This is a genomic window from Streptomyces sp. NPDC101776 (assembly GCF_044766845.1).
Taxonomy (GTDB): domain Bacteria; phylum Actinomycetota; class Actinomycetes; order Streptomycetales; family Streptomycetaceae; genus Streptomyces.
The window spans coordinates 1-12,537 of the sequence record NZ_JBIWMV010000034.1 but is presented as its reverse complement, the minus strand read 5'-3'; the positions used below and the strand labels follow the sequence as shown (position 1 = coordinate 12,537).

The 12,537-nt window shown below is 68.0% G+C and carries 12 protein-coding genes and 2 pseudogenes; 8 read left to right on the top strand and 6 right to left on the bottom strand.

Going from position 1 to position 12,537, the window contains the following annotated elements; all coding sequences use genetic code 11:
* Positions 1-3 precede the first annotated feature (3 nt).
* Positions 4-1,512: an FAD-dependent oxidoreductase gene (locus ACIRRY_RS48915; protein WP_403986683.1), complete on the bottom strand. Its 1,509-nt coding sequence runs from the start codon at positions 1,510-1,512 to the stop codon at positions 4-6.
* A gap of 437 nt (positions 1,513-1,949) precedes the next feature.
* Between ACIRRY_RS48915 and ACIRRY_RS48910 the strand changes: the two genes are divergently transcribed.
* From ACIRRY_RS48910 to ACIRRY_RS48900, 3 genes are all read left to right on the top strand, one after another.
* On the top strand, positions 1,950-2,522 hold the full coding sequence (locus ACIRRY_RS48910) for a DUF4232 domain-containing protein (RefSeq protein WP_403986680.1): 573 nt from the start codon (positions 1,950-1,952) through the stop codon (positions 2,520-2,522).
* A 345-nt stretch (positions 2,523-2,867) separates the two neighbouring features.
* Positions 2,868-3,386, top strand: coding sequence for a TnsA-like heteromeric transposase endonuclease subunit (locus ACIRRY_RS48905; protein ID WP_403986677.1), 519 nt, complete (start codon positions 2,868-2,870; stop codon positions 3,384-3,386).
* 217 nt (positions 3,387-3,603) lie between these two features.
* Positions 3,604-3,846 (top strand): hypothetical protein, encoded by a 243-nt coding sequence (locus ACIRRY_RS48900; RefSeq protein ID WP_403986674.1) that lies wholly within the window; start codon positions 3,604-3,606, stop codon positions 3,844-3,846.
* A gap of 615 nt (positions 3,847-4,461) precedes the next feature.
* On the opposite strand, the gene ACIRRY_RS48895 is transcribed toward ACIRRY_RS48900, so the two are convergent.
* Positions 4,462-5,181: a dienelactone hydrolase family protein gene (locus ACIRRY_RS48895; protein ID WP_403986671.1), complete on the bottom strand. Its 720-nt coding sequence runs from the start codon at positions 5,179-5,181 to the stop codon at positions 4,462-4,464.
* A 336-nt stretch (positions 5,182-5,517) separates the two neighbouring features.
* On the opposite strand from ACIRRY_RS48895, the gene ACIRRY_RS48890 reads away from it, so the two are divergent.
* Positions 5,518-6,036 (top strand): hypothetical protein, encoded by a 519-nt coding sequence (locus tag ACIRRY_RS48890; RefSeq protein WP_403986668.1) that lies wholly within the window; start codon positions 5,518-5,520, stop codon positions 6,034-6,036.
* Positions 6,037-6,106: 70 nt separating this feature from the next.
* Here ACIRRY_RS48890 and ACIRRY_RS48885 read toward each other — a convergent pair whose 3' ends face one another.
* Both ACIRRY_RS48885 and ACIRRY_RS48880 read right to left on the bottom strand, forming a co-directional pair.
* Positions 6,107-6,637, bottom strand: coding sequence for a hypothetical protein (locus ACIRRY_RS48885; protein WP_403986665.1), 531 nt, complete (start codon positions 6,635-6,637; stop codon positions 6,107-6,109).
* A 14-nt stretch (positions 6,638-6,651) separates the two neighbouring features.
* Positions 6,652-7,020, bottom strand: coding sequence for a hypothetical protein (locus tag ACIRRY_RS48880; RefSeq protein ID WP_403986662.1), 369 nt, complete (start codon positions 7,018-7,020; stop codon positions 6,652-6,654).
* Between the two features lie 155 nt (positions 7,021-7,175).
* Here ACIRRY_RS48880 and ACIRRY_RS48875 point away from each other — a divergent pair, with 155 nt between their 5' ends.
* On the top strand, positions 7,176-7,589 hold the full coding sequence (locus ACIRRY_RS48875) for a peptidase inhibitor family I36 protein (RefSeq protein ID WP_403986659.1): 414 nt from the start codon (positions 7,176-7,178) through the stop codon (positions 7,587-7,589).
* A gap of 154 nt (positions 7,590-7,743) precedes the next feature.
* Here the strand turns inward: ACIRRY_RS48875 and ACIRRY_RS48870 are convergent, their stop codons facing one another.
* On the bottom strand, positions 7,744-8,865 hold the full coding sequence (locus ACIRRY_RS48870) for a hypothetical protein (protein ID WP_403986656.1): 1,122 nt from the start codon (positions 8,863-8,865) through the stop codon (positions 7,744-7,746).
* 127 nt (positions 8,866-8,992) lie between these two features.
* Here ACIRRY_RS48870 and ACIRRY_RS48865 point away from each other — a divergent pair, with 127 nt between their 5' ends.
* The 3 genes and pseudogenes from ACIRRY_RS48865 to ACIRRY_RS48855 form a co-directional block, all read left to right on the top strand.
* Positions 8,993-11,221, top strand: a complete 2,229-nt coding sequence (locus ACIRRY_RS48865) for a TIR domain-containing protein (RefSeq protein WP_403986653.1) — start codon at positions 8,993-8,995, stop codon at positions 11,219-11,221.
* Positions 11,218-11,532, top strand: coding sequence for a RyR domain-containing protein (locus ACIRRY_RS48860; RefSeq protein WP_403986650.1), 315 nt, complete (start codon positions 11,218-11,220; stop codon positions 11,530-11,532). The genes ACIRRY_RS48865 and ACIRRY_RS48860 overlap by 4 nt, the downstream gene beginning before the upstream one ends.
* Before the next feature lie 17 nt (positions 11,533-11,549).
* Positions 11,550-12,032: pseudogene (locus ACIRRY_RS48855) on the top strand (hypothetical protein); the annotation flags it as partial.
* Positions 12,033-12,087: 55 nt separating this feature from the next.
* Here the strand turns inward: ACIRRY_RS48855 and ACIRRY_RS48850 are convergent.
* Positions 12,088-12,297, bottom strand: a pseudogene (locus tag ACIRRY_RS48850) (IS5/IS1182 family transposase); the annotation flags it as partial.
* Between the last annotated feature and the right edge of the window lie 240 nt (positions 12,298-12,537).

The following is a 12,537-nucleotide window of genomic DNA, read 5'->3' as shown; positions in this document are numbered from 1 at the left end:
GGGTCAGTCATTGACGAGGTCGGTCTCGGCGTACGGTGCGCTGCCGGCGCGGCTCTTGCCGGTGAAGTCGGTGCCGGGCGGATCCTGCTGGTCGTCGAACCCGCCGGGCACGACCGTGCGCCCGAGCCACTGGCGCACCTTGTAGCGCGCGATGCCGAACCAGAACCGCACATCGGTGGTCATGTCCCGGAGCGACAGGTCGAGGTTGAAGACCTGGGCGAACGTCCGCTCGACGTAGGCGTCCTCGCGGCTCGTGGCGTTGATGGCGTTGAAGACCGGCCAGCTGAGGCGCGCGGCCAGTTTGCGGCGCCAGGGAGCGACGACCTCACTCCCGGTCGCGAAGTCATATGCGCGGTCACGGGCCATCGCGAGCATCCAGGGCACGTCGAGTGACTTCTTCTGCCTGGCGAGGAACTCGCGGAAGAAGGCGAGGTCGAGGACGTCATGGCCGTGCAGCATCTCGGCGAGGATGAGTGCGGAGCGGGCCGCCGAGCTCATCCCCTGGGCGTAGAACGGGTTGAACGCGCAGATCGAGTCACCGACGCAGACCAGCCCGAGCGGAGGCTGGTCGAGCAGGTCGAAGCGGCGCCACTTGTTGCCGGTCGAGCGCGTGAGGTGCACCCCGGAGGTCGGCGTGCAGGCATGCGTCGCCTGCCCGAAGGACCTGGCCCGCACACGGTCCACCGCGGCCTCGAAGGTGTCGACCTCGCGCGGCATCCGGATGCCCCACGCCCCCATGCACACGATGGCGCGGTTCCCCTCGATCGGGAAGAAGTTGCTGAGGAACTCGTGTTCCTCGGGATGGTCGCCGGTGTCCTGGGTCGGAGTGATGACCAGGTGCTTCCACCACCACGCCTGCGGACGCCGGTCGGCGGGCGGCAGGTCGTACCATCGCGACGTGTAGGTGACCTTGGCGTCGAGGGTCTTCTCCGGCGGCGCCGGCCAACCCGCCGTGCTCAGCCAGTCGGCGACGGAGGAGCCGCGCCCCAGCGCGTCGACGACCAGGTCGGCGGACAGGTGGCCCGAGTCGTCGCCCGCGCGGTACTCGACTCCCTCGACGCGCCCGCGCGCGGTGCCCGCCCCGGTGGAACGAAGTCCGGTGACCGTCACGCCCTCGCGGATCTCGATGGCCGGGAGCTCGCGGACCTTGTCGCGCAGGACCCGCTCGATGAGCACCCGGGAGCTGTAGACCATCGTCATCGACCCGGCCTTGCGCGGGGCCCAGCCGCTGTTCTCGCAGTACGCCGCGTCCATCGACGGCATCAGACACATCCCGCCCGCGGCGATCAGTGCCTCCTCGAATCCAGGAAAGATCTCGCCAATCGCGCGACGCCCGGAGTTGAGGAGGAAGTGCGGGTGCTTGCTCTGCGGCACGCCCCGCCGATGCTGCGCGTCCGGCGGGAGCCGGTCCCGCTCCAGGACGATCACTTCGTCGAAATGCCTCGCGAGCACTCCCGCGGCGCACAGCCCCGCCACGCTACCGCCGAGCACCACGGCTGTCTTTCCCCGCACGCCGCCTCCATTCATACATGTCATGACTGAATGTATGAGCGGGGGGAAGGTAACAGGTGCGGCCTGAACGTGCCACCCTTTCCACGAGACGTCGCGTCCTGTCCCGTGCCGCTGGATCTTGACCGGTTGCCATCGGACTTTGACGGACGCGAGTTTGTGTCATAGGAGTTTGATCACCGCAGGTCAGCGGCTCAGCGCACCTTCGGTGCGCGCCGGGGGTGTGGTAGAACTCGTGGCGCGCTGGAGGTGCTTCTGTCTGCCCTGTCGGCCATCCGCACGGGTGCAGTCTGTCGTCACCGTTCCGTCACAAGCAGTCGCCGCACGGAACCCTGCCGCTCTCCCGTCCCCTCTGCACTCACGTACCACGACCACTCGTACCGCGGGGCTACGACCGACGACCGAAACCCGCGGACGAGACGACTCAGGGGGACCACAGCATGCGGCACAGCAACGGCATTCGCAGGGCGGCTCTGGCGACGACGGCGGTCACGGCCGTCGCGGCGGCGGTGACCGGCATCCTGACCGGCACTGCCATGGCGGCGAGCACCACCACCTCCACCCCGCCGCCCGTCTGCCCGGCCTCCGCCCTCCAGGTAAGCGCCCGGCAGGCCGCCCACCGGCCCGTCGGGACCGGGACCGGGGCGGCGGTCGTGCAGTTCACCAACGTCTCCCGGAAGACGTGCGTCCTGAAGGGCCATCCGACGACGGTCGCGGGCGCCGGCAACGGCTCCCCCTCCCACAACACCCCGCTCAAGGTCACCCCCACCGGCAGGGCGGCCACCGTGCCGGTCCGGCCGCACGGCAAGGCGTGGGTGAAGCTGACCTTCGTCCAGGTCCAGGGGGAGGGCGACGGCTACTGCGTGTCGGGCAAGACCCCGGCGGCGTATCCGACGATGGTCATCGGGCTGCCGCGCTCCGGGAAGCACCAGGTCGCCCTGAACGACGGGTGGTGGGCCGAGTGCGACAACAAGGTGACCGTCACCCCGGTCTCGGCGGTCAAGCCTTCCTGACCCCACCGTCCCCACAAAACGAGCAGCCTGCACGATGATCGCAACGCTCTCACCTGCACGTTTGCGAAGCGCTGCACGTAAGTGCCGGTCAGCGGCTCAGCGCACCGCAGGTGCGCTGAGCCGCTGACCGGCGGTGATCAAACTCCGATGACACAAACTCGCGTCCGTCGAAGTCCGATGGCAAACGGTCAAGATCCAGTGGCACGGGACAGGTCCACCGGAGTGACCTCCCGCGGTCCAGCTGACCGCTCTCATCCAGTCGAGTCGTTTACTCAGCGAACCCAGTCGTTTGGCTTTCCGTCTCAGTGAACCTAGGCGCGTAGGTGATCGCGCTGGGGGTGCTGGGTGGCTGTACCGGCTGGGGTGGATCTTCCGGGACCGTGCGTCGACCTGTCGTACGTGGACCTCGTACGCGAGCGGCGACGGCGTCCGCTGCTGGACTGTGTGACGACCCGTTTCGAGGACGTGGCACCGGTACGGCCCTTTCGGTGGTCTCGCGGTGACCGTCACTTCGCGGGCTGGTACTGGGCCGCGACGACTGGGCAGCACGTTGGCTTTGAGTCCTGGTTGGAGCGGGATCGGCTCCTGCTCCTGGACTTCGACACGAAGGTGACGGGGATCGCCTCGCAGCCGTTCTGGCTGTACTGGCACGACGGCGAACGAGAACGTCGGCACGCCCCGGACTGCTTCGCCCGCCGCGCGGATGGCTCGGCGGTGGTCATCGACGTCCGCGCGGATGAGCGGATCGAGCCGAAGGACGCGGAAGCGTTCGAGGTGACGCGGCTCGCCTGCGCTCAGGCCGGGTGGGGGTTCGAGCGGTGCGACGTATCTCGCCAAGAACACCTTCATCACCTGGTCCGGTGACAAGGCGACCCTCACCTAAGACGGATTCCTGTCCCACATCGGCACCCGCACGAAGAACGCCCCGTCCTTTGACGCCCTCGACGCGAGCGCTTTCGCGAACCAGGAGTTCGGCGACGCGACCACCAACGGCCGCCACTTCACGCTCTACAGCGTCCGCACCGCCACCGGCGACGACACGGCGCAACTCGACGCCGACCTGCCCGAGAAGATCAAGCTGATGAATCCGATGCACTTCATCGGGCAGCGCAACCCCGGCCGCTCCAGGCGCTGGTGGCTGCGTACCGGGTCGCTTGACACCAACACCTCGCACAACATCGTCCTCAACCTCGCTGCCAAGCTCCACGGCCTGGGCGACGATGTCGACTCCTACCTGTATTGGGACGGCGGCCATGCCGTGTACGAAGACGCCGACGCCATGATCGACCGGGTCAACGGCCTCACCGGCCACCGCCTGGCATAGGTTTCCGTCGACGATGGTCGATGCCCCGGCGTGCGCCGGACGTTGACTTCCGACGGCAACCGCGGACTTGAGGTTGTCGAATGCCCGGTCTTTGGTGACGGCCGCCGGCAGCGGACAGGGCGTGGACGCGGGGGTGGACACCGGAAGCGTGGCCTCCGCGACCGTCGATCTGTCTCCTGCTGTGGTGCACGGTGGCGACCTCGTCGCGATCGCCGGCCGGCCGGATCTGAGAGCTGTTGCCCCGTTCCACCGTCGCTCCGTCCGTCCACGAGATCGCCCTGGGCGCTGCCCACCGTCATGGTGACCAACGTGCGCGCGAACCTCTCCTCGATGCCCGGCGCGCTGTTGACCCTGGTAGCGGACGGACGCCTGGATGCCAGGCTGTCCCGAACTTCTCCCTGGACGAGATCCCGTCGCCCTCGGTGAACTGGCCAGGCGCCACGTGAGGGGCAAACTCGTACGGGCCTTTCACTAAAGTCGGGGGGACGGTGCGGCCAGTCGCTGTGCCCGAAGAGAAGGGGCTCCGACTGCATTTGCGGTGGAGACCCTCCTCGTGCTTGCCGCCGGGACGGTAGCTCTGGCGTTTAAGCAAGCGGTTACGGTGATCGGGTGGACTCAGCGTACGAAGGACTGCCGGATCTCCTTCTTCAGGCGCTTCAGGCTGGCCTGTTCCGCAGCGGCGTTCGCAGGGTTCGTGTCGGCCGCATCCGCTCCCAGCCGCATGAAGGCGTGATCCGAGTCGGCGTAGACGACCGGCTCGTAGTGCTTGTGGGCGGCTGACATCGCCTCTGTGGTCGCCGGCAGACTGGTGCTCACCCGGGTATCGGTCGCGCCGTAGAAGCCGTGGACCGGAACCGCGATCCTGTCGACGGAGTAGTTGTCGAGACCCTCGGTGCGGTGGCAGCCCTGTGTCACCGCGGGTGGGCCGACGTCGTAGAACACGAACACCGAGTCGACCGATTTGGTGCCGGTGGCGGCGTATCGAAACGCGGCGCCTCCACCCCAGGAGAGTCCGACGATGTCGGTCTGTCCGGTGGAGCGGGGCAGGTGCTGGGCATACTTCACCCATGCGCTGATACGAGCGCTGACCTCGTTGTCCGGCACGGCTGTGACCAGGTCGGAAGCCTGTCCGCCACTGCCCGTCAGGGTGCGGGTGTCGCCGTCACCGCTGGGGCCGAGGCCCGAGATCATGTCCGGTGTGATGGCTATGTAGCCCATCGCGGCGATCTCGTCGGCGGTGTTCCGTGTGGAGTCGGTCAGTCCGAACACCTCGTGCAGGACGAGCACCACCGGTGCGTTCTTCCGGCCGACGGGATAGTCCACCCACGCTTTCATGGTCTGTCCATGGCCGCGACTGTCGTTTCCCCACGACCAGACCAACGACCACCCAAGCAGAAAGTCACATGATCAACAACTTCTGTTAGGACCTCTTAAGACCGTGTATCGAAAGCGCTCTTCGCGGTGCTCGTCGGTGGCTGCAGACGCTGCTGTACACGCGAGCCAGGGGTGACGCGAGCCACCTCTTGAGCCACAGAGTTGAACGCGTTCAAAAAATCTGGCAAGTTGTCTTCCCACGGCACATTCCTGTCGGTTGGCCGATGCGGGCTGGGGGAGGACCTGGTGGCGGGTGGGAAAGGGCCGCGTGCGTGGTGGGCAACCCTCGGCAGCTTGATGGTGGTGTTGACCGTTCTGACTGCGTGCGCCGGCCCCTATCAGTACTACGGGGGAACAGGTCTCCACGACGCCACGACGGCCGAAGTCGCCGGGGGCTGGGAAAACGTCGAGGGGACCCACGTGATGCTTCGCGAAGACGGAACGGCTCTTCTCGAAAGAGTCGACGGGCATGACTTCGACTTCGAGAACGGCTGGCGCCTATCCGGTACGGGAACCTGGCAACTGACCGACGACGACGGCGGACAGGTCGTCCGGCTCTCGCTGACAGCCCGGACACGAGTGGAGAGACGTTCCCCCGTGGCGGCAACTGATGCCTCGGCTCCGGAGCCCCCATCGACATACGCGTGGTCCTTCTACGTGGACCGCGATCAGCACGGCGAGTTGAAGCTGTTCTTCTTCTATGGCGATCCCGACATCGGGAACGCATACGTGATGACGCGCAAGCCCCAGTCGCTGGGCGGCCCGGGAGCTGGCGGCCAGGTTCGAGTGTTCCGGATCCGCGTGGGCGGTCGCTAACAGTGGAGTCGGGTATGGGAACTGCCTGAATACCCTCACTTCAAGCTCTGGTGGCGGGGTCGCGGCAGCGTCAGTCGTCAGCTGCGACGAGGAGAGTGAGTGACTCTGCCGGGCGGTCGATGAGGACGAGTTCGTGGTAGTCGACGTGGATGGGGCCGTAGTCGTGGAACGCGCCCTCGGGAAGCTGTCCCAGCAGATATCTGCTTGTTGCCTTACGGATCGGGGTGTAGATCTCCTGGCGCAGGTGTGATGCGAGCGATTCCGGGACGTCTCCATGCTGGTCGGCCCAGGAGTGGACGACATCGACCGCCATCTCGGCATCGACGGTCTCGTAGGCGTCAGGGGCGATGCGGTCGAGCCACCACTGGCCATGCCGTGGCCAGTCTTGAACGCCGGCTCCGTCGTACGTGTCCCGAAACTGAGGATGCGCGATCAAGGCAGCCAGCACGTCTCGGTCGTCCAGCGCCTTGGACGACAGCTGGAAACGCTTGGCAGCGACCCAGCGGTAACCGTGAGGGCCCTTGCCGAAGTCGAAGTCCCGGAAGTTGATGAAAGGGCTGTCCAGGTGGACGAGGGCGGGCAGTGGTTCCACGGTGGTCATCGTAGATCTTGAGGCTACTCAACCCCATCGGTGATCGACGGTCTGAGCAGTGACTGTTCCTGCCGGTGCCCATGTCCGAGACTGGCATTTCCGCTCGGATGCACGGCTCGTGAAGTCGTGCGTCGGCTGATCTCGGCTGCGTAGGTGGCCCAGTCCCCAGCGGCGGTTCGCTGCCATTTGACGGCAACGGTGATGTCGATGCCGAGGGTTCGGGCGAGGCCCGCGGCGGGCAGTTCGGCAGCGAACTGGAACAGCGCGGTCGAGCGGGCCTGCGCGAGCCGGATGCCGAGTTTGCGGAGTCGTTCGCCCATGGCCCAGGCACTGATCGGGCGGCCGGGCCGGCCTCCGTCATTCCAACCGGTCTGCTCGGTCCACTTCTTCACCTGGGGTGCGGATCCATCACGGCAGGCGCGTACAGGGCGGACAAGGTTTAGGCAAGGTCGGTGTTCCACAATCCGTGCACGCACCGCCGAGGGGCCGGCCCGAGACGTGTTCTCCGCCGGCTTGATCAAGGATCACTCACGGGAGAGGACCATGAATGAACGTCACAACACGCGCAGTCCGCAGGACTCTGAGCGCGGCCGTCGTCGCCGCCACGGTGGCGGCTCTGGGCCTGTTGGCGCCGAGTTCGGCCGAAGCCGCCGCGAGTGACTGCCCTTCCGGCAGCCTGTGCGTCTGGGACCAGATCAACTACACGGGGAACCGCTGCAGTTGGAGCAATGCCGACAACGACTGGACCAGCGGGACCGTGGCGTGTTCATGGGCCGACGACCGCAACGTCAAGTCGGTCTACAACCACGGGACTTCTTCCTCGTACGAGGGGGTCGGCCTCTATTCCGGAACGGGCTACTCGGGGTATCTCGGCTGCATAGGACAGGGCGTGAAGGGCCCGGGCGTCAGCGGCGGCCCCGGCCTCAAGGTGCTGTCCCACAAGTGGCTCACCAGCTGCTGAGTCCGGACGCCGGAGAGGGTGGGCACGGCACGGGCCGAGCGCCCGGTGGGGCCGCCAAGGGGGAGCGGCCCCACCGTTGCCGATGCGGGTCAGCGGGCGAGGGAGACGGTGACGGGGGAGGTCGGGGCAGCGGGCGAGCGTCTCGGACGGAGCGTCAGGCACGCGGACCGTCGTTGATCGAGGGCCGGGATGTGCCGGGCGCCAGCGGGTCGGGCGGGGGGACGGACGGCGGGCCCGCCGCGCCGGTGCGCAGCCGCTCGAAGACGAGGTCGAAAGTGAAGCCTGCGGTGAAGCCGAGCGGAATGGTGAAGAACAGCAGTCGGCGTACGTCCAGATGGTCGAGGAGGGTGGGGACGGTCAGCAGCTGTGAAGCGAAGTAGAGCAGGACGCAGACCAACCCGGCACCCAGCCCCCGTACCGCCGCGCGCCCCCAGCGCACATCACTCTCGAAGGAGTTGCGCAGGATCGCGCCCGCGGCCGAGGCCACCAGCGGGGCGCCCACCAGGACCAGCAGATCCAGGGCGTCCGCCTGCTGCGACTGGCGGGCCGTCACCAGGGCCGCGAGGGAGACCAGCATGCACACGGCTGCCACGGTGAGCCCCCTGGCCGACCGCCGGGCCGCGGTGCGTTCGCCCCGCGCGCGTTCCGCAAGGGTGCGCAGCCTGCGTTCTCGCTGTCTGAGCAGACAGGCGATCAGCCGAGAGGCGGACGTTGAGGACCAGTTGTTGCCCATCAAGCGGATGTCGGAGTCGTCCGCGTCGTTGCGGACCTTGTCGAAGTTGATCCACACCTGGCTGGCCCCGCCGCCGAACGCGGCCACCGTCACCAGCGGCAGACGCTGCGCAAGGGCGATGATCCCGGCCACCCTGGTGGACTGGCCGCCCCCCATCAGCAGCACGCCGTCACAGCTCAGCAGGGTGTGGTAGAAGGCCACCTCCCACTCGCCACTGCTGTCGCGGAGGATCTCCAGGCTGGCGTGGGCATCCGGCGCCAGGCCGAAGTCGACGTCGCTGTGGCGCGGCGGGAAGGCCGCCACCCTGCCGGGCCCCGTTTCGGTGCAGGCGTCCGCGTACCCGGCCACGACATCGCTCTCGATGTACTCGGGGCTGCTGGAGAAGACGGCCAGATCACAGCCGGCCCGGGCGAGTTCCCTGCCCAGCTGCCGGCAGGCTGCGGGAGCGAGATCGGCGGCCTTGAGGGCGTGGGAGAAGGTCCGGTCGGGGTCGGTGCTGCCGATGACGGCTATGAGAGGACGCGCGGAGTGCGGCGAAGTCATGTAGCAGTCTAGGCAGTTGCTCTGATGTGCCTCGACTGGTTCAGCGGGGTTTCACCCAATTTCCCGGAGTTCGGTGTGTAGCCGGAGGCGTGCGGGGGGATGGGTGAGCCGACGGTGGGGGGAAGTGATGGCAGGCGTCAGCCGGATACCGGCCTATTTCAGCCACAGCTACTGGGCAGAGGACCGGGAGCTGAACGAGCACTTCTGGAACCTCTTCTGGAACGAGGGCTTCACCTTCGCGGTCGACCCGAAGACCAATTCCCTCTCACCCACCCATCTGGAACTGATGATGGATCAGAGCGCCTGCTTCGTCGGTCTGGTGACCCACCGTCAGGAGGAACGCCGCTACCGTTCCTCGCCCTTCATGGTGCACGAGCACGACCTCGCGCTCCAAGCGAGGAAGCCCAGGCTCGTGTTCATGGAGACGGGTGTGTCGGCGGGGTTCTTCCCGGTGGCCGACGAGCAGCGCATCGTGTTCAACCGTCGCCAACTCCCGGACGCAGGCGAGGTGAAGCCCGCGATCGCACGCCTCGCCAGCCGGAGCGGTCCGGCCGGCGGCGCCGCCAAAGGACTGCTTGGCACGGTCGGACTGATCCTGCCGGACGACCCCGCGTACCGGGCCGCCGAGTCGCTCATCCGGCGGGCGGTCGAGGACGTCGGATACCGCGCCCGCACGATCAGCACCGAGTTCGAGGATCTCTTCGAGTTCCTGCTCGCCGTCGACGGATGCGACTTCGTCGTCGTCGACGTGGCCTCCCCTCACGCGGTGCCCTGGGTCTTCCCCGAGCTGAGCGGCCGATTCCGGCCGACCCTCAAACTGATCCACGATCCACCCGACGGCCGGTACGTGCCGCAGCCGTCGAAACTGGTGAGCGGAGCCGCCCTCCGGGCGGCCGAGCCGGCGGACCGTATCACGGTGCACTGGAGCTACCCGGAGGAACTCGCCGACCGCGTCCAGGACCTGGTGGCCCGGTTCTACCAACCACGGCTGGAGTTCGAGACCTACGAGGAGGGCGTCGGATACTTCCGCAGCCTCGGCCGGGCACAAGGCAGCATCTTCCTCAGCAACGCCCGCGGGGACGACACACTGGCTCAGCGCGTCGGCCGCAGCCTCGAACTGCACAACCTGTCGTACTTCCACTACCTGCGCCGCAACACCATCGAGCTCGGTGCCGACTGGCGCAGCCAGTTGTACGCGAACGTGGCCGCGTCCCGGGTGTTCCTGCCGCTCATCAGCCAGCACTACTGGGAGAGCGAGTACTGCCGGGAGGAGTACGACATCGCCGAACGCCTGCGCGCCGACGGCCGGCTGGTCATCCTGCCGTACTTCCTCGGCCCCGGAGTGGCACGGCAGGTCAGCTTCCAAGGCCGGGCCATCGGCCACCTCTCCCAAGACGAACAGGTCGCGGTCATCAGCCGTGACGCCGACAACGAGTTCGTCGAGCGCCGCCGGCTGGAAGACCGCGGCGTCGCGGCCGGGGAGCGGGATGCCGCGGCCCACGCCCCCACCCCGGGACGCCGGTGCGACATCGCGCTCGTCACGCTCCTGCCCGAGGCCCACGAGGCGCTGCGCCGGCACCTGGAGACCTCCGGCGCGCGCACCGAGACCGCACTGCACGGCACCGGATGCGCATGGCTGCGCACCAGCATCCAGGCCGTGGGCCGCAGCAGCGCCTACGAGGTGGTGGTGGCCCAGCCCTGCGACGGCCGCGACGGGGTTGCCAACGCCGTCGCCGCCACGATCGAGGAACACCAGCCCGAGACGGTGGTCTTCGTCGGAGCCTGCTGCGCCACCGCCCCCGACCTCGTGCCCGGCGACGTGGTGATCTCCAACCGGCTGTACGGCTACACCTACGACGAACTGGAACAGAGCTGTCTGCCCCGCCCCGACCGCAGCCACCTGGCGCACGAAGGGGTGGCCGCGCTCGGTGACAGTATGCGTCTCAACTACGCCTACTGGTCCGAGAAGGTGTACGAGCGGCCGCCCGGCGGTCCCCGGAACATCGGACCGCGTGTCGTGGTCGGCCCGATCGCCTCGGGGGACGCGTCCGTCGGCGGCAGCGGGGACCCGGCCCTACGGCCGGTGATCGGCGCCTGGCCGGGGCTGGCCGCCGTCGAGCTCGGGGGTGCGGACGCGGCAGGGGCCGTCACCCAGGTACGCAGAGGCGGCCGGACACATGTGTCGTTCTCGATGGTGTGCGCGGTGGCCGGCACCGCCACCGACGGCATCTCCGAAAACTCGGCGCGGCCGGAGCAGGAGAAGGCCTGGAAGCAGTACGCAGCCGACGTGGCCGCCACCCTGGTCCTGGAAGCGATCCGGTTGGCATGGCCCAGTCCGCCCAGGAGAGACGGATGATGCGACGGGACAGGCGGCAGCCGTGGACGCCCCCACCTCCCAGCACTGTGGACGTAAAGGTCCCCGACAGCCTGCACGCCCTGATCGAGATCCTCGCCGAGGAAGCCCACAACAACTGGGCCCGGCAACGTCTGTCCGAGGGCTGGCGGTACGGGCGCCGGCTGAGCCGGCGACGCAAGACGCACCCCCTGCTGGTCCCGTACTCCGCGCTCACCCATGCGCAGCAGGAGGCGGACCGGGTGGTCGCCATGGGCTCGGTGAAGGTCATCCTCCGCCACGGGTACACCCTCCAGGAGCCCGCCGGCCGATGAGATGAAAGGGGAGCTCTATGACGACCATCGCGGTGACCGGGCACATCAACCTGACGCCAAGGACCTCCGCCCTGGTGCGCACCGCTCTGGACGAACTGCTGCGGCGCTACGCCGCCGCCGGGGAACTGGTCGGGGTCTCCTGTCTTGCCAGGGGCGCCGACTCTCTCTTCGCGGAGGCCGTGCTTGCCGTCGGCGGCCGACTGGTCGTCGTCATCCCCTCCCGGGACTACCGGCGGGCCCGGGTGCGGCCCGAACATGCGCCCGTGTTCGACCGCCTGGTCGAGGCCGCCCACGTCATCGTCGTCCTGCCGATCGAGACCGCCGGCCGGCAGGCGTACGAGGCGGCGAACAGCGTCCTCGTCGAACGTGCCGACCGGCTCGTCGCCGTCTGGGACGGCACTCCGCCCACCGGCAGAGGGGGCGGCACCGCCGACACCGTGCTCGAAGCTCGGGCGGCGGGCGTCCCCGTCGACGTGGTGTGGCCCGACGGGGCCGAGCGCACCCGCCGGGAGCAGCACGAGGGCGCCGCCGACGGATACGCGGGTCTAGGTTCCTCACCGGCCGGGCCGTCGCGATCACCAGACGTGTGTCGGCATCCACGATGACCTGCACGTTCGCCGAGAACCGGTAGTTGCGGCCGGACGCGGCCATCTTTCGGTCGCGGAGCGGGATCAGCGTGCCGTCCACGATCCACATGCGCTCCAGTGCATCGACCGGGCGGGAGACGGGCTCGATCGCGAGCAGCGGCCCCAGCCGCTGGATCACGGGGTGCCGGTAAGAATGCTGTCACCGATCCTGCTGGCTTATTCCGCAGATAACGGTGGGGAGGGCAAGGCTGTGACCAGCGGCGCTTACGGTTGAGTGGGACACATTCGTGGTCGGTTTCCCGCTCAGCCGTAGGTAGCTGTCTCTAGATGAATGAGTCCGAGGGGTGTCGTTGCGGTCAGTGATCATAGGCGGTCAGTGATCGCTTGACTGGCTGCCCTGTCTTGTCGTTGTGCCAGA

What these genes read in the sequence shown, in the direction of transcription:
- ACIRRY_RS48910 (WP_403986680.1), top strand. Translation starts at nt 1,950, where the DNA reads ATGCGGCACAGCAACGGCATTCGCAGGGCGGCTCTGGCGACGACGGCG.
- ACIRRY_RS48900 (WP_403986674.1), top strand. Translation starts at nt 3,604, where the DNA reads ATGAATCCGATGCACTTCATCGGGCAGCGCAACCCCGGCCGCTCCAGG.
- ACIRRY_RS48895 (WP_403986671.1), bottom strand. Translation starts at nt 5,181, where the DNA reads ATGAAAGCGTGGGTGGACTATCCCGTCGGCCGGAAGAACGCACCGGTG.
- ACIRRY_RS48890 (WP_403986668.1), top strand. Translation starts at nt 5,518, where the DNA reads ATGGTGGTGTTGACCGTTCTGACTGCGTGCGCCGGCCCCTATCAGTAC.
- ACIRRY_RS48885 (WP_403986665.1), bottom strand. Translation starts at nt 6,637, where the DNA reads ATGACCACCGTGGAACCACTGCCCGCCCTCGTCCACCTGGACAGCCCT.
- ACIRRY_RS48875 (WP_403986659.1), top strand. Translation starts at nt 7,176, where the DNA reads ATGAACGTCACAACACGCGCAGTCCGCAGGACTCTGAGCGCGGCCGTC.
- ACIRRY_RS48870 (WP_403986656.1), bottom strand. Translation starts at nt 8,865, where the DNA reads ATGACTTCGCCGCACTCCGCGCGTCCTCTCATAGCCGTCATCGGCAGC.
- ACIRRY_RS48865 (WP_403986653.1), top strand. Translation starts at nt 8,993, where the DNA reads ATGGCAGGCGTCAGCCGGATACCGGCCTATTTCAGCCACAGCTACTGG.
- ACIRRY_RS48860 (WP_403986650.1), top strand. Translation starts at nt 11,218, where the DNA reads ATGATGCGACGGGACAGGCGGCAGCCGTGGACGCCCCCACCTCCCAGC.